Source organism: Acinetobacter johnsonii ANC 3681 (assembly GCF_000368805.1).
Taxonomy (GTDB): Bacteria; Pseudomonadota; Gammaproteobacteria; order Pseudomonadales; family Moraxellaceae; genus Acinetobacter; species Acinetobacter johnsonii.
Window position 1 is genome coordinate 21348 of sequence record NZ_KB849708.1, and the last position, 25733, is coordinate 47080.

A 25733-nucleotide genomic window follows, 5' to 3' on the forward strand; every position below is an offset into this window, starting at 1 on the left:
ATATTAGGCAACATTAACCTGTATGGTCTAAGCGTGTACCTAGGGTTTCGAGATGAAGATTAAATTGATTACTTTTACGGTCGGCAAAATAGTGACGTAAGGTATGTTCGACACTTGGGAAAGCCAGTTCTGACCAAGGAATTTCATCTTCTTCAAATAAACGACATTCAATGCTTTCTTCACCAGCACCGAATATTCCATCCACTAAGTTCGCTTTAAAGAGCACATAAATTTGACCAATACGCGGAATATTGTACATGCAATATAGCTGTTCAATTTCAACTTCCGCTTCAGCTTCTTCACGGGTTTCTCGTGCAGCACCTTGTTCCATGGTTTCAAACAATTCCATGTAACCTGCTGGTAAAGTCCATAGCCCATAACGCGGTTCAATAGCACGGCGGCACAACAATACTTTATTTTCCCAAAGTGCGAGTGCACCACAAATCACTTTAGGGTTCACATAATGAATAGAACTACAAGAGGTGCAAACACGACGCAATTGATGGTCGCCAAGAGGGATTTGTTCTGTTGTTTTTTGTCCGCAATTGCTGCAAAAGTCCATATTCATCATCAATGATAAAGTTCAGACTCAGCATAACTTAAAAATTAAATTTTGGCATCATTTCTCTTTTTTCAGTATCAAATTCAGCTATGATGAAAAAAAGAATGATGGGGACGACGTTCAATGGATGAACATTCATTAACACGCATACTGCAGCAACAGTTACGGTTTTCAAGCAAAATTAAATCGGCAGATGCAGCTGTGTTAATCGCGATCACCAATGAAGACGATCCCAAAGTTTTATTGACCCGCCGCTCTGTTTACCTATCTAATCATGCTGGCGAAGTGTCTTTTCCTGGCGGAAAAAGAGATCCGCAAGATACCAGTAATATCGTGGTTGCCTTACGTGAAGCCTATGAAGAGACCGCGCTGAATCCTTTTGATGTACAGTTGCTCGGTGATTTGCCGATGCAAAAGGCCCGTAATGGCATGCTGGTCAAACCTGTGGTCGGGCTGATTCCGCCTGAAGTTGAACTGGTTGCCCAGCCGACTGAAATTGATCGTATTTTCTTTGCTTCACTCAAACAGCTGATGGAAGTGCCGGCGGTGCCTTATGAAGTTCGTTTTGCCCATCAATCTCTCTATTTCCCGAGTATGCGGGTGGAAAATGAAATTGTTTGGGGGCTGACAGCACGGATGTTGGTTGCCTTATTTCAATATGGTCTGGGCTACCATAAAGAGTGGCCATTTTTAGTCAATTCACCGACTTTTCGGTTCCCAAAGTAAGTTGAGTATTTTAAGGAAAAAATATGTTGTACAAATTTAAAGGTCATGCCCCACAAGCAATGCATCAACCATGGAATGGCTGGGTTGCGGAAAATGCCACAGTGATCGGTCAAGTCGAATTGGGACAACAGGTTAGTATTTGGTTTGGGGCGGTCGTACGTGCAGACAATTGTAAAATTCGTTTAGGGGGCTTTACCAATATTCAGGAAAACGCGGTTTTACATACCGATGCTGGGATTGAAATGAATATTGGCAATTATGTCACGATTGGGCATCAAGCCATGTTGCATGGTTGCACTGTGGGAGATAATAGTCTGATTGGGATTAATGCTGTCGTTTTAAACAATGCCGTGATTGGGAAAAATTGTATTATTGGCGCGAATGCACTGATTCCTGAAGGGAAAGTCATTCCTGATAATTCTCTAGTCATGGGCTCACCGGGTAAAGTCGTCAAAACTTTGGATGAAATGGCTGAGGCTCGTTTGAAAATGAGTGCGCTGCATTATGCAGAACACTTTAAACAATTTATCGATTTAGAGCCGGCACAGTTATAAGCTTATTTTTTCCCATTCAGCCTAGATTTTTCTAGGCTTTTTTAGCTCTGTTCTGAGAACATCTCGCCTAGTGCTTTTGAGTGGAGTATCATAGCCACGTTTTTATAGATTAAATCATTAAGGTTGTGCATGAAAGTGCTGGCATTGGAATCTGCAAATGAGCAGTGTTCCGTCTCTATTGTAGATGAAAATCAAGAACTTTTTTTCCAATTGGATACGCGCGCAAAAGCACAAACGCAAACGATTCTCCCAATGATTGAACAAGGGTTTTTACAGTTGGATATTAAGACAGAAGATTTGTCTTGTATCGCTTTTAGTCGAGGTCCTGGTTCTTTTAGCGGTGTTCGTATTAATGCTGCTGTGACTCAAGCTTTGGCATGGTCGAATGATTTGCCTGTGGTTCCTGTCTCAACCTTACAAGCGCTCGCACAAGCCGCACATCGCGTGCATGATCTAACCACAGTCACCGCAGTTTTAGACGCTCGTATGAGTGAAGTCTATATTGCAAGTTTTCAATTAGATGCAGATGGCATCATGCAAGCAGTTGATGAAGAGCAGCTTTTAAGCTATGCCGCGGCTACTGAATGTACACCGTTTATTTTAGTTGGTTCAGGCGCAACCTTAATTGACCCATCACAAATACAATACAAAGATTTAAGTGCAACCGCGCAAGATATTGCCACAATTGCGCGCAAGAATGCACAGCAACAACACTGGGTGAGTGCTGAACTTGCACTTCCAGTCTATTTACGTGATAACGCTTGGAAAAAAATCCCGGAACAGGGCAAAGCATAATTAGGGTTTTTTATGGATCTTTTACTGCTGCTCAAAGCGGCAATTATGGGTATTGTTGAAGGTATTACTGAATTCTTACCCATTTCGAGTACTGGACATTTAATTTTAGCTTCAGAACTCATGAATTTCTGGACCAAAGAAAAAAGTGATGTCTTTGTGATCGCCATTCAAATGGGGGCAATTGCAGCCGTCATTTATGAATATTGGGCACGTTTGTGGGGAGCAGCAACGGGGATTTTTAGTGGTGAACCCCAAGGTCGCCGTCTTGGGATTGGGCTAATTTTAGCGTCGATTCCTATTGTGCTGATTGGTCTGACATTTGGTCAAACGGTGAAAGAGCTTTTATTTAATGATATTGCCATTGCAATCGGCTTGATTGTAGGTGGCTTGATTATTATTTGGATTGAAAAGCATCCACCACAAGAGCGCGTGCATGAAGTTGAAGACCTGAGTATCAAAGATGCGATTTGGATTGGTCTGATTCAAGTGCTGTCTTTAATTCCAGGGACATCACGTTCAGGGGCAACCATTATTGGTGCGATGTTTTTAGGTGTATCGCGCAAAGCAGCCACTGAGTTTTCATTCTTCTTGGGTATTCCAGTAATTATTGGTGCGGGTCTGTTAGATTTATACCAAAGCGCACATGTGTTTGACGGACAACAAGATTGGATCGTATTGGCAACAGGCATTATTGTTTCTTTTGTTTCGGCTTTACTGTTGATTCGTGCTTTAGTCGCTTATGTGGCGAAGCGTGATTTCATGATTTTTGCATGGTATCGCATCGCTTCAGGCTTAGTGATTCTATTGTTTGCCTTTACGGGTTGGACGTTATGGTAAGCCGAATGCGCTTATATGTGGAACAAGAGCATTTAGAAAAAGCACAGCACTATGTTGCTGTGCTTTTTTCTCGTGGTGTCGAGGTCAGTATTGAAGTTGCCGAAAAGTTAAATGCACGTTTCTTGCGTTTTCATCCTGAACTGGGTTTGTGTGCCGATGCCGATGGGCTTTGGCTGTGTGCCAATGGCATGAAAATGCAGCCGGATTGGAAAGCTGAAGTTCCACGTTTAAAGCGTGCATCGTTAAAGTCTGAAATGATTGCTCGTGCTTGCCACTTGACTGAAAAACCTAAGCTCATTGATGCAACGGCAGGGCTTGGGCATGACTCACTGCTCATGGCACATTTGGGAGCCAATGTCACTTTGGTAGAACGCCATCCCATTTTATTCACCTTGCTAGAGTCAAGTAAGGAACAGGCTTTACAGGATGCATTCTTAAACCCTGTGGTGACTCGAATTGACTTGGTTTTTTCAGATTCCGCACAGTATTTGCAGCAACAAGCAGAGCAGGGCAATACGGTCGATGTGGTTTATCTAGATCCGATGTTTCCGCAACGGGATCAAAATCAGCAAGCGGTGAAAAAACAGGCACAAGTGAAGAAGCAAATGCAACTTTTACATATGTTATTGCCTGAAGATGGTGAAATGGATTTGGGTGATAATCTGCTTGGCTTAGCGCAAAAAGTGGCAAAACGGGTGGTGGTCAAACGTCCTCGCTTGGCCGTATTTTTGGCAAATCAAGAAACCACTCATCAGTGGCTGGGGGATGCATGCCGTTTTGATGCCTATTTTCAGCATGAACGCTTAGACTGAAGTGGAAGACTGCTTCAAAAGTATGCAAAGATTTGTTATATAGTTAAAAACATCATTGATAAAATGCTGATCAAGCATAAACTTAGTGTGTCCCTACGCAAGTCACAATTTAATTAGAATCTTATGATCGACTTCAAACCCTCCATCAACTTTTGGCATGATTTTAAAAGCAACCAAACTGCGGGGATGTGGTTGTTTCTAGGTTCACGACGCTCTTTGCAAATTGTCCATCCTTCGATTATGCAGCTCATTTTTTGGGGGATTTTAGGTGGCTCAGCCAATACTTTATTTAGCTGGTTGAGCGCAGGAGAGATCGGTGACTTTAATCCACAAGGTTTGGTTAGTTACGCACTTTGGCCTTTTATTGCCCTGATTGTCGGGATTTTTCTGTCTCAACGGGTGAATAATCCGCGTTTGATGTTGGTACCAGCACTGCTCTGGTTGGTGTTGGATACGCATATCGCGTTATTACAAAGTTTTATCCAATATTTAGGCATGATGGATGTCCTGCCGTATTTCTTCTACGACTACCTGCCGAATGTGTTCATGGTACTGTTTGTTTGGCAGAGTTTGGCTGTGGTGTGGGTGTTTTCACGTGAACTGAAATGGCCTTGGTGGGAGCGAGCCCTGATTGTCTTGGCCACGCTGTTTACCCTTGTGGTTTGGCAAATGTCAGTGACCAGTCAGCCGATTTGGAAAGTAGAAGAAACACCACCAACCTTTGCAGAAGATGCTTTCTATGCACAAAGTCGCTTACTCAATAAAGCACTTGAGTCTGTGCAATATGGCGAATTTGCCCAGTCACATTGGTATTTCCTTGGGGTGGCGGGAGCGAGTTATCAAGATGTATTCCGTTCGGAAGTCGAGCGAATCAAAGAACAGTTCGATACGCGTTTTGGTACGTTGGGCCGTTCGATGATGTTGGTAAATAACCCTGCTACACGAACAGAAATTCCGATTGCCTCTAAACACAGTATTGAAATGGCGCTGCGTCGTATGGGACAGCAGATGAACCGTGAAAGTGATGTGTTATTTTTATATATGACCTCGCATGGTTTACCGAACCAGTTCGAAATGGAAAATGCACCTTTAGACTTAACTCAGGTCGACCCGAAATGGTTACGCGAAACCTTAGATGCATCGGGTATTCGCTGGCGTGTGATTGTTATTTCATCGTGCTTCTCTGGAAGCTTTGTACCAGCACTGCAAAATGACAATACCTTGATCATTACTGCTTCGGCGGCAGACCGCCAGTCTTTTGGGTGTACCAATGAAGCTGATTATACTTATTTTGGTCGGGCGTTTTTTGATCAAGCAATGCGTGAACAAAACAGTATAGAAACTGCTTTTAGCCAAGCACAAAAGACTGTGAGTCAATGGGAAACAGCACAGGGTTTTGAGCCCTCTGAACCGCAGTGGTCGATGGGTAAAAATATGGAGCTGATGCTTCCACAACTTGAACAGCGCTTGTTTCCACCTAAAGCTGTTGCAAACCCTTAATTTGGATCTAAAAAGGAACCCTGATGGAATTAGTACAATCTAACCGTAGTTTTGATGGTGAACAGCGTATTTACCGATTTAATTCCATCAGCCTTCAAGGTGAGAGCAGGTTTGGTATTTATTTACCCGCTCAAGCGTTAGCAGGGCAAGCGTGTCCAACATTATTTTATTTGGCAGGTTTAACCTGTACCGAAGAAACCTTTGCCATTAAAGCGCACGCACAACGTTTAGCAGCTCAGCTAGGTCTGATTTTGGTAACGCCTGATACTTCACCCCGTGGTGAACAGGTTGCGCAAGGTGATCATTGGGATATTGGGCAAGGGGCAGGTTTTTATATTAATGCCACCCAAGCGCCGTGGGCTGAGCATTTCCAGATGGAAAGCTATGTTGTTGAAGAGTTGTATGATTTAGTGATTCAGCAATTTGCTGTACAAGCAGAGCGTATTGGTATTTTCGGGCACAGCATGGGCGGTCATGGCGCTTTAACCTTGGCCTTGAAATATCCTGAGAAGTTTAAGTCGGTGTCTGCATTTGCTCCGATTTGCGCACCAAGCCAATGTCCTTGGGGCGAAAAAGCGTTTTCAAACTATTTAGGTTCAGATCAAGCTGAGTGGCTGAAACATGATGCAAGCGCTTTGGTGCAAACAAAAACAGCTCATTTTGCCGATATTTTAATTGATCAGGGTTTGAGTGATCAGTTTTATAGCCAGCTCAATCCTGCATTATTTCAGCAAGCCTGTCAGGCTGCGGGCCAGCCACTGATGCTTCGCGAACATGCTGGCTATGACCATGGTTATTACTTTATTCAAAGTTTTATTGATGATCACCTGCAGTTTCATGCCGTACAGCTCGAATCTTAAATCTTGATTTGTCATATTTATTCTTAATTTTTGACTAGAAATCATCCAGCACTGGCATTAACATGGTTGGGTGATTGATTTTTTGTTCTTAAAAAATAAAACAGTAAAACAATAGATAGGGTATACATGCAAAATTCAGAGGCATCTTTGCCACCTGTAGAGGCTTCTTTTGAAGCAAGCTGGCCACCTCCACCAGCTGTTCCCACGGATGAGCCAAACGCCTATTTGGGACAGACCTTTCGTTTCCAATTCCGTGGTAATGCCCGAGAGTACTTTGGCATTTGGATTGTGAATATCTTATTGACCATTGTTACCTTCAGTTTATATGCGCCTTGGGCGAAGGTTAGACGCTTACGCTATTTTTATGGCAACACGGTGTTTTATCGCCGCAAGTTTGATTTTACGGGTGTACCTACACGTATCCTGATTGGTCGAATTATTGCTTTGGGCGTGTACTTTGGTGCTTCAGCTTTGGCTCAGGTATCTTGGCAAGCTTCTTTAATTGGTTTCCTCATCATATTTTTATTGGTTCCGTGGTTGGTGCGTTCTACTATTCGCTTTCGTGCCAGAAACAGTAAATTTGGTAATAGCCGCTTTTATTTTACAGGCACGACCAAAGAAGCCTATATCTTGGCGCTGAAAGGCATTTTGATTTACATCTTTACCCTTGGGATCTTTTTCCCTGTGCTGTTTTGGTATTTTAAAAAATATACGCTGGATAATTTACAACTTGGGCAATTACGTTTTGAGTTACATGCCGATTGGCCTGACTATATGCGTGCTATGTACGTCCCTGTGTTTTTGTTTATTGGAATCGTCTTTGTTTTAGGATTATTTGTTGCCTTCACTCTTCAAGTGGGGAGCAGTTCTCCAACCCAGTTTGGGATCATCGTGGCGGTGATTTATATGATTGCTGCTTTTATGATTTGGCCGCTGATGATGGCGCGTATTTTTATTACCACATGGAATAAAGCCACGTTGGGGCGTAGCCCTTTCCAAACGGACTGTGGTCAGATGCATTATGCATGGATCGTGATGACCAACTGGATTTTAAAAATCCTTTCGCTCGGTTTGTTATCGGCATGGGCTGCAGTACGTTTATATCAGTATCAAATTGAGTCATTAACTTTAACCCTAAAAAATGATCCAGATCGTATGTACAATTTGGCTCAAGATGACCCGAATGCGATAGCTGAAGAGCTGAGTGATATTTTTGACATCGATATTTCGCTGTAACGAGGCTTAAATGCAGGAACAAAACATCACCTTTTACGATGGGCAGATTTCTAAGCCTTATCCAGCCACGATTGCACCGATAGACCGAGAAACGGTGTTGATCTGTTATAACCAGCAGCAGCGTCGTTATTACTATGCCGATATGCAGTTGATTGGGGCATTGGGGCAGATTCAACCTGTGATTGAGTTGAAAGATGATGCACGGATTGAATTTCCACAAGCATTGCCTGACTGGTTTGAGCTGAACAAAAAGCATGTACAGCATTCGATTTGGAAATTAGAACGCTCACCAAGTCTCATCTTATTTAGTGTGGTGTTTGTTGCCGCTTTTATCTTTGCCATTTTAAGATGGGGTATTCCAAGCGCAGCACATTATGTCGCGATGCAACTACCTGCCGATACCATCTATAAACTCGGCGATGAAGCGCAAGAACAAGTGTTTAAGCTGACGGGACCTTCGACTGTCCCTCTTGCACGTCAAAAACAAATCATGCAAAGCTATCAAGACCTTGTTGCCAATGGGCAACCTGCCAAAGTATTGTTTCGTGCAGGTGGACAAATTGGAACGAATGCTTTAGCGCTGCCAAACAACACCATTATTCTGACCGATGAACTGGTTAATTTAGCTAAAGATGATCATGAAATTATTGGGGTTTTAGCACATGAGCAAGGGCACTTGGTTGAGCGACATAGCTTACAGCAAGCCTTATCCAGTTTAGGTTTTAGTGTGCTATTGATTGCGGTGACGGGGGACAGTTCGGCCTTATTTACAACTTTGCCCGTGGCTTTGGTTGGTGCCAGTTATTCACGCAATTTTGAAAGTGATGCGGACTTGTATGCCATGCAAGTGCTGGATAAAAACCAGATTTCAAGCTTACATTTGGCAAACTTTTTAGCACGTATGGAAGATGATGCACGTGCCGAAGAGGAAGAAAAGCAGCCGCAAGGGAAGTCCGAAGAAGAGGAGGACGGTGGCATTGGTTCATTTTTCCAAAGTCACCCTGCGACCCAAGAGCGTATTGCGGCTATTCGCCAATTTAACCAACAGCAACGGTTATCAAACTAATTCATTCAGCCGTTGACTTAAACTTGTGTCCATGTTGCTGTGAGTGGCGTTTGTCCCATACGGATCAGGTGGTCTAAGACCACGTGTTCTAAGTGACTCAATTTTTCTTCACTCGCCTCAATGCTGACATGTAAATGTTCGGCTTGAGGGCTTAACAGTACCCGTGCTTCAGGCATGATAATGGTAAAACTACTGGGTTCTTGTTCGATTTCAAACTTATGTTTCCAGTGATTCACCAGTCGTTTTGCAATTCGAGCCGCATCTGTCGTGACAATATCCGCAGTACTTTTCATATTTACCTCGTCGATTGATCATTTACCATAACAGTTTCAAGCCAAATGAAAAGTTGAATGTTGCAACGCTACGTTGCAAATTTAGAAAGCTTAGCGCTTTCTTTTTTCACAAGTCCCAGTTCAAAAGCTGAATTTGCTATAATGCCTTTATTCCCTTTTGTATAAGCCAGGTACACGCATGTCCAAGCCTTATTTAATTGCACCATCTATTCTCTCTGCTGACTTTGCCCGTTTAGGTGAAGACGTTGAACATGTACTTGCAGCAGGTGCAGACGTGGTTCACTTTGATGTGATGGATAACCACTATGTGCCAAACCTGACTTTTGGTGCGGGTATTTGTAAGGCACTCAAGAACTACGGCATCAAAGCCCCAATTGATGTTCATTTGATGGTCAAACCTGTCGATCGCATGATTGGTGACTTCCTAGAAGCAGGTGCGGACATTATTACCTTTCATCCAGAAGCCTCTGACCATATCGACCGTTCTTTACAGTTGATTAAATCAGGCGGTGCAAAAGCAGGTTTGGTCTTTAACCCAGCAACGCCGTTACATTATTTAGATTATGTGCTGGATAAAGTCGATCAAATTTTGTTGATGAGTGTGAACCCAGGTTTTGGCGGTCAAAAATTTATTCCGATGACTTTAGACAAACTGCGTGAAGCACGCAAAATTATTGATGCTTCAGGGCGTGATATTCGTTTAGAAGTGGATGGCGGCGTGTCGCCTGCAAATATTCGAGAGATTGCGGAAGCGGGTGCAGATATGTTTGTTGCGGGTTCAGCTATTTTTGGAAAACCAGATTATAAAGCTGTGATTGATGATATGCGTGTAGAGCTTGCAAAAGTAGGGGCGGTAAAGGTTTAAGCTCATCGGTATAAATGCTATATAGGTTGTGGATAACTTTATGGATAAAGTGGTGGATATCTATGTTGATAACCATATGGATAACTTGATTAATATTCAAACGTTTACACAGCAATAGTTTAGTATTTAGACGTTAAATGTATAAAAAGGACTCATTTGAGTCCTTTTTTATGCTGTGAAAGCCTAATTGTTACTGATGCTTTATTCATCTTTACTTAAAAATAGTGCTGTTTAAAAAATAACTTTATTGTTTAAGTGGGCGTAGTGGTTAGACCGTCGCAGTAATTGAATTTAAATTTATAATCTTGTGTATAAGCCATTCTTTGCTTATCCTGTTGATTGGGATCAGCAACAAAAGGTTAGGCATTTACATGCAAAGAGCGTTTTGTTGCGTTGAAATATCATTCTTCACTGACTAAATAGGATTGATTGTGCGTTCATTGCTCAAGACACATTCTTGGTTTGTCTTACTCATTACCTTGGTAATGGGATGGAGTGGTATTGCCCAAGCTTCGGCAGCGCCGATGCATCAAATGATGCAACTAAGTATGCAGGCTGCAACCAGTGAGCAAAGTTCAGCGCATGAAGCAGGTATGCAAACCATGCCGGACTGTCATCAAACGAAATCATCGAGTCCAGTCTCTGGACATCAAATGCATATGGCTCAGACCGACATAACAGCGAAGAGCAACTGTCATGCGTCGGATATGCTGCAAAATAAGCAAGTTCAGTGTCAGGAGTGTGCACAGTATCACTGCCAAACAACGCTGACACTTTTAGAGGCTGAACCGCTTGCAGTGGTCCAGCTTGAAGCCGCTTTAGTACAATCATCCCCCCATTTTCTCTATCAAGCTCAACATTTAGTGGGCTATTGGCAAGAAATTCTACGCCCCCCTAAAGCCTAATCCTGATTTTTAAAACTTTATTTTTAAAATTATTAGGATTTAGTCATGTCTATTCAATTTAAACAAAGCCTCATCCTTGGGGCATGTCTGATGTCATCTTCTTGGAGCTTTGCCGCAGTCAAAGAATACCAATTGGTGATTGATGAAAGTCCCGTCAATTTAACCGGAAAGTCGCTCAAGCGGATTAGTGTCAACGGACAGTTTCCAGCTCCCTTGCTTGAATTTGAGGAGGGCGATGATGCGGTCATTCGGGTTAAAAACAACTTAAAAAAACAGGATTCATCGATCCACTGGCATGGTTTGCTTTTGCCCGGGCTAATGGATGGTGTGCCAGGTTTTAACGGGTTTAATGGTATTCAGCCGAAGAGCGAATTTGTCTATAAGTTCAAAGTGCGCCAAAGTGGAACCTATTGGTATCACGCACACTCGAAAGGACAAGAGCAAGATGGGCTGTATGGCGCATTGGTCATTTATCCCAAAGACAAAAAGCCTTTAGCTCAGCATGAAAAAACTGAGCGTGACTATGTGGTGATGCTGTCGGACTTCCATGAGCAGAGTAGTGAACAAATTCAGAAGAATCTGAAAATTTCTGCCGAATATTATCAAAATCAGCGTGAAACCGTTGCTGACGTGTGGAAACAAGTACAGCGTGAGGGCTTAAAAGCCGCGTGGCAAGACCGTTCCATGTGGAACCAAATGCGCATGCTAAAAACGGATCTGTCGGATGTCACGGGTTATACCTTCCTGATCAATGGTAAAACGCCTGAGCAGAACTGGACAGGTATGTTTAAGCCGAATGAGAAGGTTCGGTTGCGTTTTATCAATGCCTCAGCCATGTCTTTTTTTGATATCCGTATTCCTCATTTAAAAATGACTGTGGTCAGTGCAGATGGTCAACCCGTTAAACCCGTTCCAGTGGATGAGTTTCGGATTGGAACTGCTGAAACTTATGATGTGATTGTGGAGCCGAAAGCAGGGCATTACCAAATTGAAGCAGAGTCGATTGACCGTTCAGGCTACGCCATTGGAACTTTGCACAATGAGTTGACTCCAATGGCACAGAGCATACATATGCCTGCGCCACGTCCACGCTCATTGTTGACCATGGAAGATATGGGACACGGCTCAGAACATGCAGGTATGGATCATTCACAGATGAACCATGAAATAATGTCTGAAATGGATCACTCCAAAATGAACCCTGAAGCGATGCCTGAAATGGATCATTCGAAGATGAATCATGAGACCATGTCTGAGATGGATCATTCAAAGATGAATCATGAGACCATGTCTGAGATGAATCATACACAGATGGGTCATGCGCAACAGAATACGACAGCAAGTTCGGTACAGAAAGCTGTTACACCAGTGTATGGTTGGGCGAATGCCTCTACCCCTAAAGGTGATAAGGCATTGCAATATAGCGATCTCAAATCTTTAGAGCCTCAAAAAGATACCCGTGAGGCGACGAGCGAGTTAGTGATTCGTTTGGGTGGAACTATGGAACGCTATTTGTGGACCATCAATGGGAAAAAATTTAGCGACGCTGAACCGTTGAAAGTGAAGTACGGCGAGCGTATTCGGATCAAATTTATCAATCACAGCATGATGGCGCATCCGATGCATTTGCACGGTATGTTTATGCAGCTGGAAAATGGACAAGCCGCCGTTGATATGCCGAATAAGCACACTTTGATTGTGCCACCGGGCAAAACAGTGACTGCTTTACTGACCGCAGATGAGTTAGGCGAATGGGCCATTCACTGTCATCTACTTTACCACATGAGCTCAGGCATGATGAATAAACTGATTGTGGCCAATGTGAGTGATAGTCAAGTGTCCACCACCCCAATTCAAGAGCAAAAAACAGCAGCTCAAGCTGAACCAAAAGGAGACGAACATGCGCATCACTAATCTTTTTTCAGGTTTTGCCCTAGCTGTTAGTGTCTTAGTGAGTTCGTTTTCTATGGCTGCCGAATCTCATGCACAGCATGAAAAACAAAAAGCCAAATCTACAAGCCAAGTTCAGTCCAAAGATACGGCACATGAGCATCATCAGCATAGTGCCGATGAGCATACTCAGATGCTGAAACAGAAAAATGCGGTGGGTCTGCCTTCATCGGAGAAGCAAGCTCAGACTCAACCAAGCAAGCAGCCAAATGTTCAGAAAGGAGATCATCATGCGCACCATTAATCTTTTTTCAAAAAGCATATTGAGCAGTTCTTTCGTGTTGATGAGTACTGCGGCTATGGCGCATGAAGGGCATCATATGCCTGCTGAAGCAAATGCAAATATGTCCATGACCACTGAGTCCGTGATGTCACAACATGCACAGCATCAGGTGATGACCACTCCAACTCAAGCTGTTCCACAGGCTAGCGCACAACATGTACAGCAGATGAATCATGACTCAACAGCACATACGCATGATCACCGCAAAGAGCATGGTGCGCAAATTTATGCGGTCACCACTGTCGATAACAAATGGTTGCTGAATGAAGACGGCGATGGCAGTTTAAAGTCTGAGTTTGAAACCCGTATCGGGACAGATGAAAATAAGCTGTTTATCAAAGTACATGCGGATAAGCAGGAAGCGCATAAGGCTGAATATGATGCCAAAGTGCTGTATAGCCGTATGATCTCAGACTTTTGGGATGTACAGGCGGGTGCACGTTACCGAGCTGAAAAGGTGGAGCGTGAACAGCAGGGATGGGATACGGAAGAAAAATTGGATGGGGTGCTTGGCCTACATGGTTTAGCGCCGTATTTCTTTGAAACCGATGCCTATGTATATGCTGGTGCAGACAACTATGCTGCGTTTAGTTTAGAAACTGAGCGGGACTTGTTACTGACCCAAAAGCTGATTTTCAAACCTTATTTAGATCTGAACATTATTTTCAGTGATGACTCTAAATATGCCAAAAAATCAGGCCTTAGTAATGCAGCTGTCGGTCTTGAGACGCGTTATGAAATCAGCAAAAAAGTCATGCCTTATGTGGACATTGCCTATGAATATAGCAAAGGCAATGAAGCGACGGCTTGGCAAGCTGAAAGCGATGAAGAGAAAGGTTGGCAATATGGGATGGGTCTTCGCTTTAAGTTTTAAGTCGGACGTTTAGGTTTAAAGTGAATACCTGCAATTGCACCAGATTTGTGCTGAAAGAGTGATCTGCTGGTTCGGATCGCTCTTTTTGCACTTTAATGATTTCTAAGTGTGAAAATAATTCATTTTGGAGCGCTCTTTGCTATAATTTGAGGCATATTTAGGAGGAACGACCTCCCTCATATTGAGAAAATTCGTCAGGACGGCCTGACTCTAGTGAAGAGGAGTCAGTAGCATGGCTTGGGTTTTTCTGATCTTTGCGGGTCTGTTTGAAATCGTTTGGGCATATTCAATGAAGCTGTCCGAAGGGTTTAGCAAACTCACACCCAGCATCATTACCATTGTGTTCATGATTTTAAGTTTTGGTTTACTGGCCTATGCAATGCGAACCTTGCCGCTAGGGACTGCATATACCATTTGGACTGGGATTGGTGCGATTGGATCTTTCTTGGTGGGGATTTTTATTTTAGGTGAGCCCGCGACAGCTATGCGGATGTTTGCTGCGGCGCTGATTGTATCTGGCCTGATTTTGATGAAACTCTCATCCAGCTAAATTCATTCAAATATGTAGAGCTTCAAGCGATCCTTCGTTTGAAGCTTTGTTGTTTCTGCTCTATGTAAAAGGTGTGTGACGTATGGCGTGGGTGATTTTAATAGTTGCAGGTTTGCTCGAAGTGGTTTGGGCCTATGCGATGAAAGTCTCAGATGGTTTTACTAAACTGACGCCGAGTATTTTGACCCTTGTATTTATGGTGGCCAGTTTTGTGCTGCTGTCTTATGCCATGAAGACCTTACCTTTGGGCACTGCCTATACTGTTTGGACAGGGATTGGCGCGATTGGTTCATTTTTGGTTGGTATCTTGATTTTAGGTGAACCTGCCAATGCCATGCGGATGCTCGCAGCGGTTTTAATCATTTCTGGACTTGTACTGATGAAACTTTCATCGTCATAATGTTGCATACATAGACAATTTTTGTGGTAAACCATGCGCTTATTTTTTAAATATATGCCATCTCCTGTCGGGGTACTGAGACTGGTGGCACATGATCAAGCTTTGGTTGCCGTATTGTGGGAAAATGAAAATCCCAAACGGGTACGTTTAGCTGAGCTGGTCGAACACAATCAGCATCCGATTTTGCTGGAAACAGAGAAACAGTTGAGCGAGTATTTTGCGGCAAAACGTCAAAGTTTTGATTTGCCTTTGGATTTTGCAGGGACAGATTTTCAGAAGCAAGTTTGGCAGGCTTTACTGCAAATTCCGTTTGGTGAAACCCGAAGCTATAAAGATATTGCGCTACAGATTGGTAATGTCAAAGCCGTTCGTGCAGTGGGCGCGGCTAATGGCAAAAATCCAATTTCAATCATTGCGCCGTGCCATCGGGTGGTAGGTGCGAATGGAAAATTGGTCGGCTTTGCAGGCGGTCTGGACAATAAAGATATTTTATTGAAACTTGAGAAAATTGTGAATTAAGCGTGTGTTTCGGAGTTTTTACGCTCGTATTTTAGTTTTTTAATTTAAAAATCAGTACGTTGTTTTTTAATCTATATTCTTTTGAAGTATCGTGTCTCTAACTCAAATAATGATGAATAATATGATAAGTCAAATTGTGGGGAATGTGTTTTCAGAACTGTGGTGGATGCTACTGATCTTGTTCGGGATCGGCCTTTTAAAAGCGTTTAAGCCTTATCTGAAAGGAAAATTCGGCGAGTTCGCAGTTCAAGCGCATGTGAAATTATATTTGGATGAGTGTTATATTTTAATTAACGATGTGACTTTGCCTGATGAGCAGGGCGGGACAACTCAAATAGACCATATTGTATTGAGCCCTTTTGGTGTTTTTGTGATTGAAACCAAAAACTATAAGGGCTGGATTTTTGGTGGTGAACGTCAAAAGATGTGGACACAGAAAATTTATAAAAAGAGTTTTAAATTTCAAAATCCGCTGCATCAAAATTATAAACACGTCAAAGTACTGCAAAGTGTGTTGCAAGATATTGTCGATGTAGATTATATCCATTCTGCTGTGGTGTTTATGCCTGAATGCGAGTTTAAAACTGCGATGCCCAGTACGGTATTTAAAGGTAAAACATGGGTCGATTATATTAAGACCTTTAACACAGAAGTGATTCCAGCGATGAAACTGAAACGGATTCAGCTTCGGATTGAAAAAGAAGTGTTAGAAAAGTCATGGAAAACCAACCGTGGGCATGTGGCACATTTAAAACAACGCCATCAAGATAGTTAAATACTCCATTTCAAAGCTGACTGATTCATTTTGTGCCGAAAATAAAATCTAGAATTTAAAAAAAGCCAGTCCATTTCTTCATGGACTGGCTTTTATCTTTGCAGTTTTTTTCTAACTTAAAAACGCTTTGGAATTTTTTGACCGCCTTCAACAGGTGTTTCAGCCTGTTTTAATACGCCAAAGAGCCATGTTTCGGCATGATGTACTGCGACTTTAACACTGTCACCTTGCGCCAAACGACCTGCAATAAAACTCGCCAGCGAACAACCTGAACCGTGATATTCGCCTGCTAAACGCGGGCAGCGAGTTTCAGAAATGAGCTCGCCATTCACAAACAGGGCATTACGAATATAGTCTGGTGTGTCTTCATGACCACCTTTGACCAGTACCGCTTTGGCACCCATTTCAAACAGTTTTTGTGTTGCGGCATCTAAGTCATCAAGACCTGTTAACGCTCGTAGTTCAACTGTATTTGGGGTAATAATGTCCGCCAATGAGATCAGTTCAACAAAAGCTTTGACTAAGGTTGTTTGATCACCCAATGAACCGCCACTGTTTGCCACTAAAACAGGGTCGAGTACATACTTGTACTCAGGATGTTCACGTAGAAACTCAGCCAGTGCTGCAATATTATCTGTGGTGCCTAACATGCCAGATTTTACGGCTTTAATCGGTAAATCACCGACAACAGCGTGCGCCTGAGCTAATAGCAATTCTTTTGACGTCGCTTCAAAGCCAAACACTTGTTGCGAGTTTTGAACAGTGAGTGCTGTACACGCAATGGCTGCATGCGCACCACTCTGACCAATCGCTTCGATATCGGCCTGTAAACCAGCACCACCTGAAGGGTCTAAACCAGAAAAGCACAGTACGGTTGCGCGCACAGAAATATCCTTGTTGCGAAAATTTGCGATAGTATAGGCAACTTTAGCAGAACTCTCGATAGTATTTTATTTAAAGCCCAAGAAGGATCAGCTGTGATTAAACATATTTTGCTAGATTTAGATGGAACCTTAACAGATCCGAAAGTTGGCATTACCACCAGTGCGCGTTATGGCTTAAACAAAGTCGGACACCCCATTGCTGAAGATCTAAACATTGACTGGATTATTGGGCCACCCCTAAAAGCGTCTTTGGCAAAACTCTTAAATGTTGCAGTGGACGATGTTTTGGCAGAGCAAGCTTTATTGGGCTATCGTGAGCGCTTTGCGGTGAAAGGTTTATATGAAAACCATTTATTTGCCGATGTTGAACCGACCTTAAAAAAACTGACCGAAGAGGGCTATCACTTGTATTTGGCGACAGCAAAACCTGAAATTTATGCACGTCAAATCTTAGAGCATTTCAATTTACTGCAATACTTTATCCATCCCTATGGCAGTGAACTGAACGGTGAGCGCACCAATAAGGGAGAGTTGATTGCTTATATTTTAGAAAAAGAGCAGTTAAAAGCGGAAGAGTGTCTGATGGTTGGTGATCGTGAGCATGACATTTTGGGTGCACGTCGTAACGGCATTGAAACCATTGCGGTGGAATACGGTTATGGTTCTGATCAAGAGTTGACGGAAGCCGCACCTAAAGCACGAATTAAAACCTTTGCCGATGTCTTGGACTTGATTTAACGCAGACAGAATTTAATTCGGACAGGATTTAAATAACGTCTTTTTCGACTGCGCACGACTTTTCTATATTGAAACAGTCGTGCGCAGGGATTAAAAATTAAATGCCTAACATACGTCTAATTTCATTTGCTAACAGTGCAGGATTGGCCTGTTGATGCGGAATGCTAAGGCTGTTGAAGCTATCACCACGAAATTTACGATCCACTTCCAAAAGTACATGGGTTTGATGTTGCTCTGCCACAAAGGACACTTCAACTTCATTGATGCTGTTGAACAATTGCGTAGGTTTAAATTCAAGTTCTTGATAACAACCAATGCTTGAGTGGAAGCCATTGCCTCGTAGTTGACCTTTTTCAACATCGACGGTCATCAACTGAAAACCGCATTGCTGCATGGCTTGAATAAACGCCTGCATAGCCGGTGTCGGTAAAATCTGTAAATAGTCTTTATCCGTTGCATCGAGCCCCCAGTCCACATCTAAATGCGTATGTAACCACACTCGGGTTTTATTGATGCGGCAAGGCACATCTGTAACTGGTGTTTCAAAGGGCAGTTGAATCGAAAAAGGAAATGCATGTGACTGATGGGCTTGTAACTCAAAAGCCCCGCTAATGTGCCATTCGGCAATACTTAACGCGCTATTGTACTCAGCATCGTCTGACTCAACCTCGGCTGTGGTCATGAGCTTTAAATAAATACCGTTGATAATTTTATTAGACGCAGCACCTTTAAAAATAACCTCACCTTGAATGGCTTGACCCGCTTGTGGTGCGGTGGTGTGTAGACGAGTATCGACTTGAATGCCTTGTAAGCCAAGGCTAGACATGAGTTTGTTAAACATGGTGCAGAACTTCCAATAGGGAATCGATAGGTTTTAAATATTTAAAGTGAATGCATTTTTAAAATGCGTATTTTTAATAAGCTGTTAGCGAATGTCCAAATAAAAACTTTCTTTGACTTCTTCCATCACAATGTAACTGTGCGATGATGCTGAAGAGGGCAGTTTTTTCAGTAAATCACCCAATAGGCGTCGATAGGCACTCATTTCTTTTAAACGGGCTTTGACCAAATAATCGAATTCACCTGAGATCAGATGGCATTCTAAAACCTCAGGAATTTCGACCAAGTCACGTGCCACTTGATCAAACACATCGCCAGACTTGGCAGATAGCTTAATTTCTAAAAACACCAATAAGTTTCGATCGACCAGTTGTGGATTGAGGCGTGCGTAGTAACCCATGATAATACCGTCGCGCTCTAAGCGTTTGACGCGTTCCGAACACGGCGTTGTTGAAAGGTTAACGCGAGAGGCCAATTCACTAATCGCAATTCGTCCATCGCGCTGTAAAATGTCTAAAATCTGCTGATCAATCCGATCTAATTTACGCATTATAAATTTCCTATGTTTAGAATTTTAGCGCGACAAAAATGGCGATTTACCTAGATTATAATATTAAAAACAGTGAAAAAAACTATTAACCTAAAAATATACTAGTGAAATAAACTAGTGTGTGTAAGGGATCAGTCATGCGTGTAATTGTCTTAGGTAGTGGTGTCATCGGTGTTGCAAGTGCGTATTACCTTGCACAACAAGGCGCAAGCGTTACGGTTTTAGACCGTCAAGCTGGTCCTGCTGAAGAAACTAGCTTTGGTAACGCAGGGCAAATCTCTCCAGGTTATTCTACACCGTGGGCTGCACCTGGTATTCCGTTTAAAGCCGTAAAATGGATGTTCCAACACCATGCACCGTTAGCGATTAACATCGATGGTAGCATGTGGCAGTTGAACTGGATGGCGCAAATGTTGAAAAACTGCAATCCACAAAGCTATGCTATTAACAAAGAGCGTATGACGCGTGTTGCTGAATATAGCCGTGACTGCTTACGTGAACTGCGTAAAGAAACAGGCATTCACTATGAAAACCGTGCGAAAGGAACTTTGCAGGTTTTCCGTAATGAAGCACAGCTGGATGCAGTACAACGTGACATTCAAGTGTTAAAAGAATGTGGCGTCGACTACGAACTATTATTAAAAGATGACTTAGCCAAAGTCGAGCCAGCTTTAGCCTATGCCAAAGACAAACTGGTCGGTGGTTTACACCTACCGAATGATGAAACAGGTGACTGTTACTTATTTACCAACGCTTTGGCAAACCTTGCGAAAGACATGGGCGTAGAATTTAAATTTAACCAAAATGTTGAAAAACTTGTGGTTGAAGGCGATGAAATCAAAGGCGTGGTGGTTGATGGTCAAGTGCTTACAGCAGACCGTTATGTGCTTGCTTTTGGTAGTTATTCACGTGATTTCTTGAAACCATTGAATTTGAATTTGCCTGTGTATCCTGTCAAAGGCTACTCACTGACCATTCCAATTGTAGATCCTGCATTTGCACCGCAGTCTACGGTTCTTGATGAAACTTATAAAATTGCCATCACGCGTTTTGACCAACGTATCCGCGTGGGTGGTATGGCTGAACTGAGTGGTTTCAACCACGGGTTAAACCAAGACCGCCGTGCAACCTTGGAGATGGTCACTCAAGACTTATTCCCAGGTGGAAACTTAGCTGAAGCAAGTTTCTGGACCGGTTTACGTCCAATGACACCAGATTCTACGCCGATTATTGGTGCGACTCGTTTTAAAAACCTATTCTTGAATACAGGACACGGCACCTTGGGTTGGACCATGGCATGTGGTTCAGGCAAGCTTATTAGTGACTTAGTGATGAATCATCAACCAGACATCAGTACTGAAGGCTTATCGATTCAACGTTACCCTTCAGCAGCCTAATCCGTTTTAGGTCATATTGATTCAAGGAAGAAGAAAATGCCACGTCCAATTACTGCAGTGATTCATAGCCAATCACTGCAGCATAATTTAAATGTTGCTCGCACTAAAATGCCGAATAGCCAAGTCTACGCGGTGGTCAAAGCCAATGCCTATGGTCATGGCATTGAACGCGTCTATCAAGCGTTCAAATCTGCCGATGGTTTTGCGTTGCTCGATTTGGCAGAGGCGAAACGTATCCGTGCTTTGGGCTGGACAGGTCCAGTTCTGTTACTCGAAGGTATTTTCTCAGAGCAAGACCTATTTGACTGCCATGAGTTGGGTCTAAGCTTCAGTATTCATAGTGAATATCAACTCGAATGGTTAGCGCGTTTTCCTTTAGAGGCGCAGTTCGATGTTTATTTGAAAATGAACAGCGGCATGAATCGTTTAGGTTTCCGTCCTGAACAATACCGTCAAGTGTGGCAGCAGCTTTCCAATTTGCCTCAAGTTCAACGTTTAACCCATATGATGCATTTTTCAGATGCCGATGGTGAGCGTTTCGGGCGTGATGGCATTGCGCATCAATGTCAGTTATTTGATGCCATTACCCATGATCTGCCGGGTGCACGTTCTGTTAGCAACAGTGCAGCCATCTTACGCCATGAACAGTTGCAGTCGGATGTGATCCGTAGCGGCATCATGCTCTATGGTAGTTCTCCAGATTATCCAAGCCACTCCATTCAAGACTGGGACTTGCAACCAGCCATGAGTTTGCGCAGTGAGCTGATTGCTATTCAGCAATTAAAAGCAGGCGATAGCGTTGGTTATGGCTCAAAGTTCATTGCTGAAACCGATATGCGTGTGGGTATTGTGGCTTGTGGTTATGCTGATGGTTATCAACGGATTACCGCAACAGGTACGCCTATTTTAGTCGATGGACAACGCAGTAGCTTGGTCGGACGTGTCAGCATGGATATGTTGGCGGTCGATTTATCTCACCTTCCAAATGCCCACGTCGGCAGTGAAGTGGTGCTGTGGGGTACATCGAAACAGGGTGCTGTGCTCAGCATTGATGAAGTCGCAGCAGGTTCAGGCACGATTGGCTATGAGCTGATGTGTGCTGTCACTGCACGTGTCAATTTTATCCAAGATTAAATTTTATTTTTATACAGTTTCATACAAGGAAAGACCTATGTCACATTCAGACATTCAAAAATTCAACACCAACGAAGTCATGAGTGCAGTCACTGTGTTTAATCAAGTGGTGTATTTGTCAGGGCAAGTGCCAAAAAATACCGACAATGATGTCGCAGGTCAGACCCGTGAAATTTTAGCAACAATTGATGAGCTTTTAGCTTTGGCAAATACAGATAAATCACGTTTGTTATCTGCTCAGCTTTACATCAAAAATCTCTCTGATTTTTCTACAGTCAATGCGATTTGGATTGACTGGATGAATGGTTGTGTAGCACCTTCACGTGCCACGATTCAGGCTGATTTGGTTAATCCAAACTGGTTGATCGAAATTGCAGTGACGGCTGCACAAAACTAATTTTTAAACTCTCCCCGTGTATATCAGCGCTTGGATTTCAACCGAAGTGCTGATGAGCGTATAAATGCCGCCCGTTAGGATAACGAGCACTGTATGAACATGGTTTATACGCAAAAAAGGACTTTAACAGGATGTTAAATTATGACGACTACCCCACAAGCTGACGGTGCAAATGCATCATCGCATGAATTACAACGGAAATTATCCAACCGCCACCTGCAATTGATTGCTATTGGTGGCGCGATTGGTACGGGCCTGTTCATGGGTTCGGGCAAAACCATCTCTCTTGCTGGTCCTTCTATTCTGATCATTTATATGATTATCGGGACCATGTTCTTCTTCCTAATGCGTGCATTGGGCGAAATTTTATTGTCAAATTTGCACTATAAGTCGTTTATCGATATGGCTCATGATCTGATTGGGCCGGGTGCGGGTTACTATATCGGTTGGTCCTATTGGCTCGGTTGGGTCTTGGTTGGTATTGCGGACTTGGCAGCCATTATTAACTATCTCGGCTTTTGGCTCCCGCCAGACATGGCCTTTACTCCCATGGGGCAGGCTTTAATCAGTGTCGGCTGTGTGCTGTTTGTCCTTGGGTTAAATTTGCTGACCGTGAAACTCTTTGGTGAAATTGAATTTTGGTTTGCTTTAATCAAAATTTTAGCCATTTTAGGGCTGATCGTGATTGGTGGCTTTATGGTGTTTAGCCATTTCCAAGCACCGGGCGGTTCAGTTGCAAGCTTCAGTCATGTTTGGTCGCATGGTGGTATGTTCCCTCAAGGTGGTAGTGGCTTTCTAGCAGGCTTCCAAATTGCACTCTTTGCCTTTGTCGGTGTAGAGCTGATTGGAACCATGGCTGCTGAAACCAAAGACCCTGAAAAGAACTTACCGAAAGCAGTGAATGCGATTCCAACCCGTATCATTTTGTTCTATGTCTTGTCATTATTTGTGGTGATGTCGGTGACGCCGTGGAATCAAATTCCTGCGGATCAAAGTCCGTTCGTTTCACTATTTTTACATGCAGGTATTCCAACTTCAGCCATCATTATGAACTTGGTGGTGCTGTCTTCAGTGATGTCTTCAATGAATAGTGGTGTGTTCTCTACATCACGTATGCTGTTTGGTTTGGCAAGAGAAGGGCAAGCACCACAGAGCCTAGCGCGTCTGTCAAAACGTGCTGTACCAGCAAAAGGCTTATTCTTCTCATGTGCTTTTATCATGGCAGGTGCGGCGCTACAGTACTTTGTACCAAATACGGTTGAAGCCTTTACATTAGCCAGCTCATTGTGTGTGATTCTGTTCATTAGTATCTGGAGCATTATTATGGTGTGCTATATCCGCTACCGTAAATTGCGTCCTGAGCTACATGCAAAATCGACTTTTAAAATGCCGGGCGGTGTTTGGATGTCTTATGTGGTCTTAATCTTCTTGTTCTTTACGTTGATTATTTTGAGTTTAGAGGCGGATACGCTTCGCGCATTGATGATCAGTCCACTATGGGTGATTATTTTAGCCGTGACGTATCAACTGCTGTACAAACCGCGTATGAAAAAACGTCTGTTAGGGCAGCAATTGGATAACTAAGTAACATTTATTCTGTACTCGTGATGTTTAAAAGAAAGCCCTGCATAAGCAGGGCTTTCTTTTTGCTTGAGCTGAATCAATGGGTTCTAATTCAGTGTTAGATCATTGTATGATTTTATATATAAAAGCTGTCTAAATCAGGCGATTTCAATTTTAATGAGGCACTTTAAAATTTTAATAATGATTTATGCGTAATTATAAAATTGACATCCTGCGTGGCGTGTCCATCCTGTTGGTGCTGATTCACCATTTCAATATTCCGTATAAATTACACGATACCTTTCTCGGCATCCTAATCGGAGGCGAGAGCTTAAGTACCTTGATTGCCCGAAACGGCAACTATGGTGTGACCATGTTTTTTGTCATTTCAGGTTTTTTGATTACCCAGCATACTTTACAGCGTAGTGGATCTTTGGCGCAGATTAAGCTGAAAGATTTTTATATCCGTCGTATTGCCCGAATCATGCCGTGTCTGGTGTTATTGGTCGCGATGGTCAGTGTGCTCGGAAGTTTAGGATTGCAACCCTTTATCAATCAGTCGCCCAATGGCGTAGAGGTGTCCTATGCTGTGACTGTTCTTTCAGCTTTGAGTTTCTGGATGAATCTATTGATTATTGAATACGGCTGGGTGAACTATGCCTTGGGCGTATTATGGTCTTTATTGGTTGAAGAGGTTTTCTATTTGGCGTTTCCTGTCCTGTGTTTAGGGCTTGGTCGGGGCAAAGGCTTTATTGTTTTTTTGCTCGCTGTCATCGCGTATGCACCGTATTTTCGTGCACTCCATTTTGGCGAGGAAAGCGGCGCTTATCTGTATCATTATTTCTCCAGCTTTGATGGAATTGCCATTGGCTGCCTCACCGCAATGTATGCGCAACATTTTAAAGCTGCTATTTACAATCCAAAAGTAATTGTTGCTGTGACAGCGTTTCTAATGACCGCTTTATATTTTTATGCACCCATCAAAGAGGTGAGTACTTGGGGCATTAGCGTATGTGCTTTACTTACGGCGTTACTCATATTGTGTTTTACCCAAGACCTGAAAGTTAAACCTACCTCATACACAACACAGAGTTTGGTCTGGATTGGACGGCGTAGCTATGAAATGTATCTGTTTCATTTGATTATTCTCGGCTTAATGAAAGTGGTGTATTTTCCCAAAGAAACTGTAGCGGCTGAAAAGTTGATGTTGTTGCTTGTTTATTTTATCGCGGTGTTTATTTTGAGTTGGGCGATTGAGAAATATTATTCGACCCCGCTCAATTTAAAAATTCGTCAATCTTGGATACGCTCGTAGCGCGGATCTTTGGTTGTGCTGTTGATTTTTTACAGATATTAAAAATCCCCGACTGATCGGGGATTTTTTTATTGTGCAGGTGAATTAGAAAGTAGGTTTAACTACGACTAAAATCACCACTGCAAATAAGATCAGGGTTGGCATCTCATTAAAATAACGCCAAAACTTGTGTGACTTGTAATGTGCATTATCAATCAGCTTCTTGCGGTAATAACCACACACCAGATGGTAAATCACCAATAAGCCGACCAGGCCGACTTTAAGGTAAAACCATAAGGCTTCATGATAGTGACGCGTTGCATCACCCCAATCCACCAAAAAGTGCGCCGTAATCAAGGTAGCCAACATGGCTGGCCACATGATGCCACGGTACAGCTTACGTTCCATGACTTCAAAGCGTTGATGACTGACGGCATCTTCGCTCATGGCATGGTAAACATACAGCCGTGGCAAGTAGAACAAAGCTGCGAACCAGCATACCACCGCAATAATATGTAATGCTTTTACCCACAAGAAAGCATCAGAAGGAGCATCCATCAAGTCACCCTAAATT

Annotated in this window: 30 protein-coding genes; 24 read left to right on the forward strand and 6 right to left on the reverse strand. The window is 42.9% G+C overall.

All coding sequences use genetic code 11. From position 1 onward, the window contains the following. Positions 1-13: 13 nt before the first annotated feature. Complete coding sequence (locus F946_RS15045; RefSeq protein WP_004984198.1) at positions 14-562, reverse strand: NUDIX hydrolase; 549 nt, start codon at positions 560-562, stop codon at positions 14-16. 123 nt (positions 563-685) lie between these two features. Here F946_RS15045 and F946_RS15050 point away from each other — a divergent pair, with 123 nt between their 5' ends. The 9 genes from F946_RS15050 to F946_RS15090 all read left to right on the forward strand — a co-directional run bounded on the left by F946_RS15050 (position 686) and on the right by F946_RS15090 (position 8948). After that, positions 686-1288: an NUDIX hydrolase gene (locus F946_RS15050; protein WP_004984200.1), complete on the forward strand. Its 603-nt coding sequence runs from the start codon at positions 686-688 to the stop codon at positions 1286-1288. 23 nt (positions 1289-1311) lie between these two features. Beyond that, positions 1312-1842, forward strand: a complete 531-nt coding sequence (locus F946_RS15055; RefSeq protein ID WP_004984202.1) for a gamma carbonic anhydrase family protein — start codon at positions 1312-1314, stop codon at positions 1840-1842. A gap of 129 nt (positions 1843-1971) precedes the next feature. Further along, a complete protein-coding gene (gene tsaB / locus F946_RS15060) occupies positions 1972-2637 on the forward strand; it encodes a tRNA (adenosine(37)-N6)-threonylcarbamoyltransferase complex dimerization subunit type 1 TsaB (protein ID WP_004984205.1) in 666 nt (221 codons plus the stop codon). Positions 2638-2649: 12 nt separating this feature from the next. Next, on the forward strand, positions 2650-3474 hold the full coding sequence (locus tag F946_RS15065; RefSeq protein ID WP_004984206.1) for an undecaprenyl-diphosphate phosphatase: 825 nt from the start codon (positions 2650-2652) through the stop codon (positions 3472-3474). Next, positions 3468-4286 (forward strand): class I SAM-dependent methyltransferase, encoded by an 819-nt coding sequence (locus F946_RS15070; protein WP_004984208.1) that lies wholly within the window; start codon positions 3468-3470, stop codon positions 4284-4286. The genes F946_RS15065 and F946_RS15070 overlap by 7 nt, the downstream gene beginning before the upstream one ends. Positions 4287-4409: 123 nt before the next feature. Further along, positions 4410-5786, forward strand: coding sequence for a C13 family peptidase (locus tag F946_RS15075; protein WP_004984210.1), 1377 nt, complete (start codon positions 4410-4412; stop codon positions 5784-5786). 23 nt (positions 5787-5809) lie between these two features. Continuing rightward, a complete protein-coding gene (gene fghA, locus F946_RS15080) occupies positions 5810-6646 on the forward strand; it encodes an S-formylglutathione hydrolase (RefSeq protein ID WP_004984213.1) in 837 nt (278 codons plus the stop codon). 126 nt (positions 6647-6772) lie between these two features. Then, complete coding sequence (locus tag F946_RS15085) at positions 6773-7882, forward strand: YjgN family protein (RefSeq protein WP_004694984.1); 1110 nt, start codon at positions 6773-6775, stop codon at positions 7880-7882. A gap of 10 nt (positions 7883-7892) precedes the next feature. Further along, positions 7893-8948 carry a M48 family metallopeptidase gene (locus F946_RS15090; RefSeq protein ID WP_004984214.1) on the forward strand — a complete coding sequence of 352 codons (1056 nt, stop codon included), beginning with the start codon at positions 7893-7895 and terminating at the stop codon, positions 8946-8948. Positions 8949-8965: 17 nt separating this feature from the next. On the opposite strand, the gene F946_RS15095 is transcribed toward F946_RS15090, so the two are convergent. Next, positions 8966-9241, reverse strand: coding sequence for a DUF2218 domain-containing protein (locus tag F946_RS15095; RefSeq protein WP_004984216.1), 276 nt, complete (start codon positions 9239-9241; stop codon positions 8966-8968). 178 nt (positions 9242-9419) lie between these two features. On the opposite strand from F946_RS15095, the gene rpe reads away from it, so the two are divergent. From rpe to F946_RS15140, 9 genes are all read left to right on the forward strand, one after another. Then, positions 9420-10106 (forward strand): ribulose-phosphate 3-epimerase, encoded by a 687-nt coding sequence (gene rpe / locus F946_RS15100; RefSeq protein WP_004984219.1) that lies wholly within the window; start codon positions 9420-9422, stop codon positions 10104-10106. A gap of 431 nt (positions 10107-10537) precedes the next feature. Further along, a complete protein-coding gene (locus F946_RS15105; protein ID WP_004984221.1) occupies positions 10538-11011 on the forward strand; it encodes a hypothetical protein in 474 nt (157 codons plus the stop codon). 45 nt (positions 11012-11056) lie between these two features. Continuing rightward, on the forward strand, positions 11057-12925 hold the full coding sequence (locus tag F946_RS15110; RefSeq protein WP_004984223.1) for a copper resistance system multicopper oxidase: 1869 nt from the start codon (positions 11057-11059) through the stop codon (positions 12923-12925). Then, positions 12912-13205 carry a hypothetical protein gene (locus tag F946_RS15115; RefSeq protein WP_004984226.1) on the forward strand — a complete coding sequence of 98 codons (294 nt, stop codon included), beginning with the start codon at positions 12912-12914 and terminating at the stop codon, positions 13203-13205. Before F946_RS15110 ends, F946_RS15115 begins: the two co-directional genes overlap by 14 nt. Next, positions 13192-14118, forward strand: a complete 927-nt coding sequence (locus tag F946_RS15120) for a copper resistance protein B (RefSeq protein ID WP_004984228.1) — start codon at positions 13192-13194, stop codon at positions 14116-14118. The genes F946_RS15115 and F946_RS15120 overlap by 14 nt, the downstream gene beginning before the upstream one ends. Positions 14119-14350: 232 nt before the next feature. Beyond that, positions 14351-14668 carry a quaternary ammonium compound efflux SMR transporter SugE gene (sugE, locus tag F946_RS15125; RefSeq protein ID WP_004984230.1) on the forward strand — a complete coding sequence of 106 codons (318 nt, stop codon included), beginning with the start codon at positions 14351-14353 and terminating at the stop codon, positions 14666-14668. 82 nt (positions 14669-14750) lie between these two features. Then, on the forward strand, positions 14751-15068 hold the full coding sequence (gene sugE, locus F946_RS15130) for a quaternary ammonium compound efflux SMR transporter SugE (protein ID WP_004984232.1): 318 nt from the start codon (positions 14751-14753) through the stop codon (positions 15066-15068). A 33-nt stretch (positions 15069-15101) separates the two neighbouring features. Continuing rightward, complete coding sequence (locus F946_RS15135; protein WP_004984234.1) at positions 15102-15587, forward strand: methylated-DNA--[protein]-cysteine S-methyltransferase; 486 nt, start codon at positions 15102-15104, stop codon at positions 15585-15587. 121 nt (positions 15588-15708) lie between these two features. Beyond that, entirely contained in the window at positions 15709-16362 is a 654-nt protein-coding gene (locus F946_RS15140) for a nuclease-related domain-containing protein (protein WP_407637097.1), read from the forward strand. A gap of 116 nt (positions 16363-16478) precedes the next feature. Here the strand turns inward: F946_RS15140 and F946_RS15145 are convergent, their stop codons facing one another. Continuing rightward, positions 16479-17246, reverse strand: a complete 768-nt coding sequence (locus tag F946_RS15145; protein WP_004984240.1) for a hydroxymethylpyrimidine/phosphomethylpyrimidine kinase — start codon at positions 17244-17246, stop codon at positions 16479-16481. A 93-nt stretch (positions 17247-17339) separates the two neighbouring features. On the opposite strand from F946_RS15145, the gene F946_RS15150 reads away from it, so the two are divergent. Continuing rightward, positions 17340-17984: an HAD-IA family hydrolase gene (locus tag F946_RS15150; RefSeq protein WP_004984242.1), complete on the forward strand. Its 645-nt coding sequence runs from the start codon at positions 17340-17342 to the stop codon at positions 17982-17984. Positions 17985-18081: 97 nt separating this feature from the next. Here the strand turns inward: F946_RS15150 and F946_RS15155 are convergent, their stop codons facing one another. Continuing rightward, positions 18082-18825, reverse strand: coding sequence for a sporulation protein (locus tag F946_RS15155; protein ID WP_004984245.1), 744 nt, complete (start codon positions 18823-18825; stop codon positions 18082-18084). A gap of 84 nt (positions 18826-18909) precedes the next feature. Continuing rightward, complete coding sequence (locus F946_RS15160; protein WP_004694947.1) at positions 18910-19374, reverse strand: Lrp/AsnC ligand binding domain-containing protein; 465 nt, start codon at positions 19372-19374, stop codon at positions 18910-18912. Positions 19375-19511: 137 nt separating this feature from the next. Between F946_RS15160 and F946_RS15165 the strand changes: the two genes are divergently transcribed. From F946_RS15165 to F946_RS15185, 5 genes are all read left to right on the forward strand, one after another. Beyond that, positions 19512-20771 carry a D-amino acid dehydrogenase gene (locus F946_RS15165; RefSeq protein ID WP_004694945.1) on the forward strand — a complete coding sequence of 420 codons (1260 nt, stop codon included), beginning with the start codon at positions 19512-19514 and terminating at the stop codon, positions 20769-20771. A gap of 36 nt (positions 20772-20807) precedes the next feature. After that, complete coding sequence (gene alr / locus F946_RS15170; RefSeq protein WP_004984249.1) at positions 20808-21905, forward strand: alanine racemase; 1098 nt, start codon at positions 20808-20810, stop codon at positions 21903-21905. Positions 21906-21942: 37 nt separating this feature from the next. Next, complete coding sequence (locus F946_RS15175; protein ID WP_004694941.1) at positions 21943-22302, forward strand: RidA family protein; 360 nt, start codon at positions 21943-21945, stop codon at positions 22300-22302. 141 nt (positions 22303-22443) lie between these two features. Next, the gene (locus F946_RS15180; RefSeq protein WP_004984251.1) at positions 22444-23886 is read left to right on the forward strand and encodes an amino acid permease; all 1443 of its coding nucleotides are present in this window, start codon (positions 22444-22446) and stop codon (positions 23884-23886) included. A gap of 187 nt (positions 23887-24073) precedes the next feature. Further along, the gene (locus F946_RS15185; protein WP_004984253.1) at positions 24074-25180 is read left to right on the forward strand and encodes an acyltransferase family protein; all 1107 of its coding nucleotides are present in this window, start codon (positions 24074-24076) and stop codon (positions 25178-25180) included. Between the two features lie 84 nt (positions 25181-25264). Here the strand turns inward: F946_RS15185 and F946_RS15190 are convergent, their stop codons facing one another. Further along, positions 25265-25717 carry a CopD family protein gene (locus tag F946_RS15190; protein WP_004279237.1) on the reverse strand — a complete coding sequence of 151 codons (453 nt, stop codon included), beginning with the start codon at positions 25715-25717 and terminating at the stop codon, positions 25265-25267. Positions 25718-25733 lie beyond the last annotated feature (16 nt).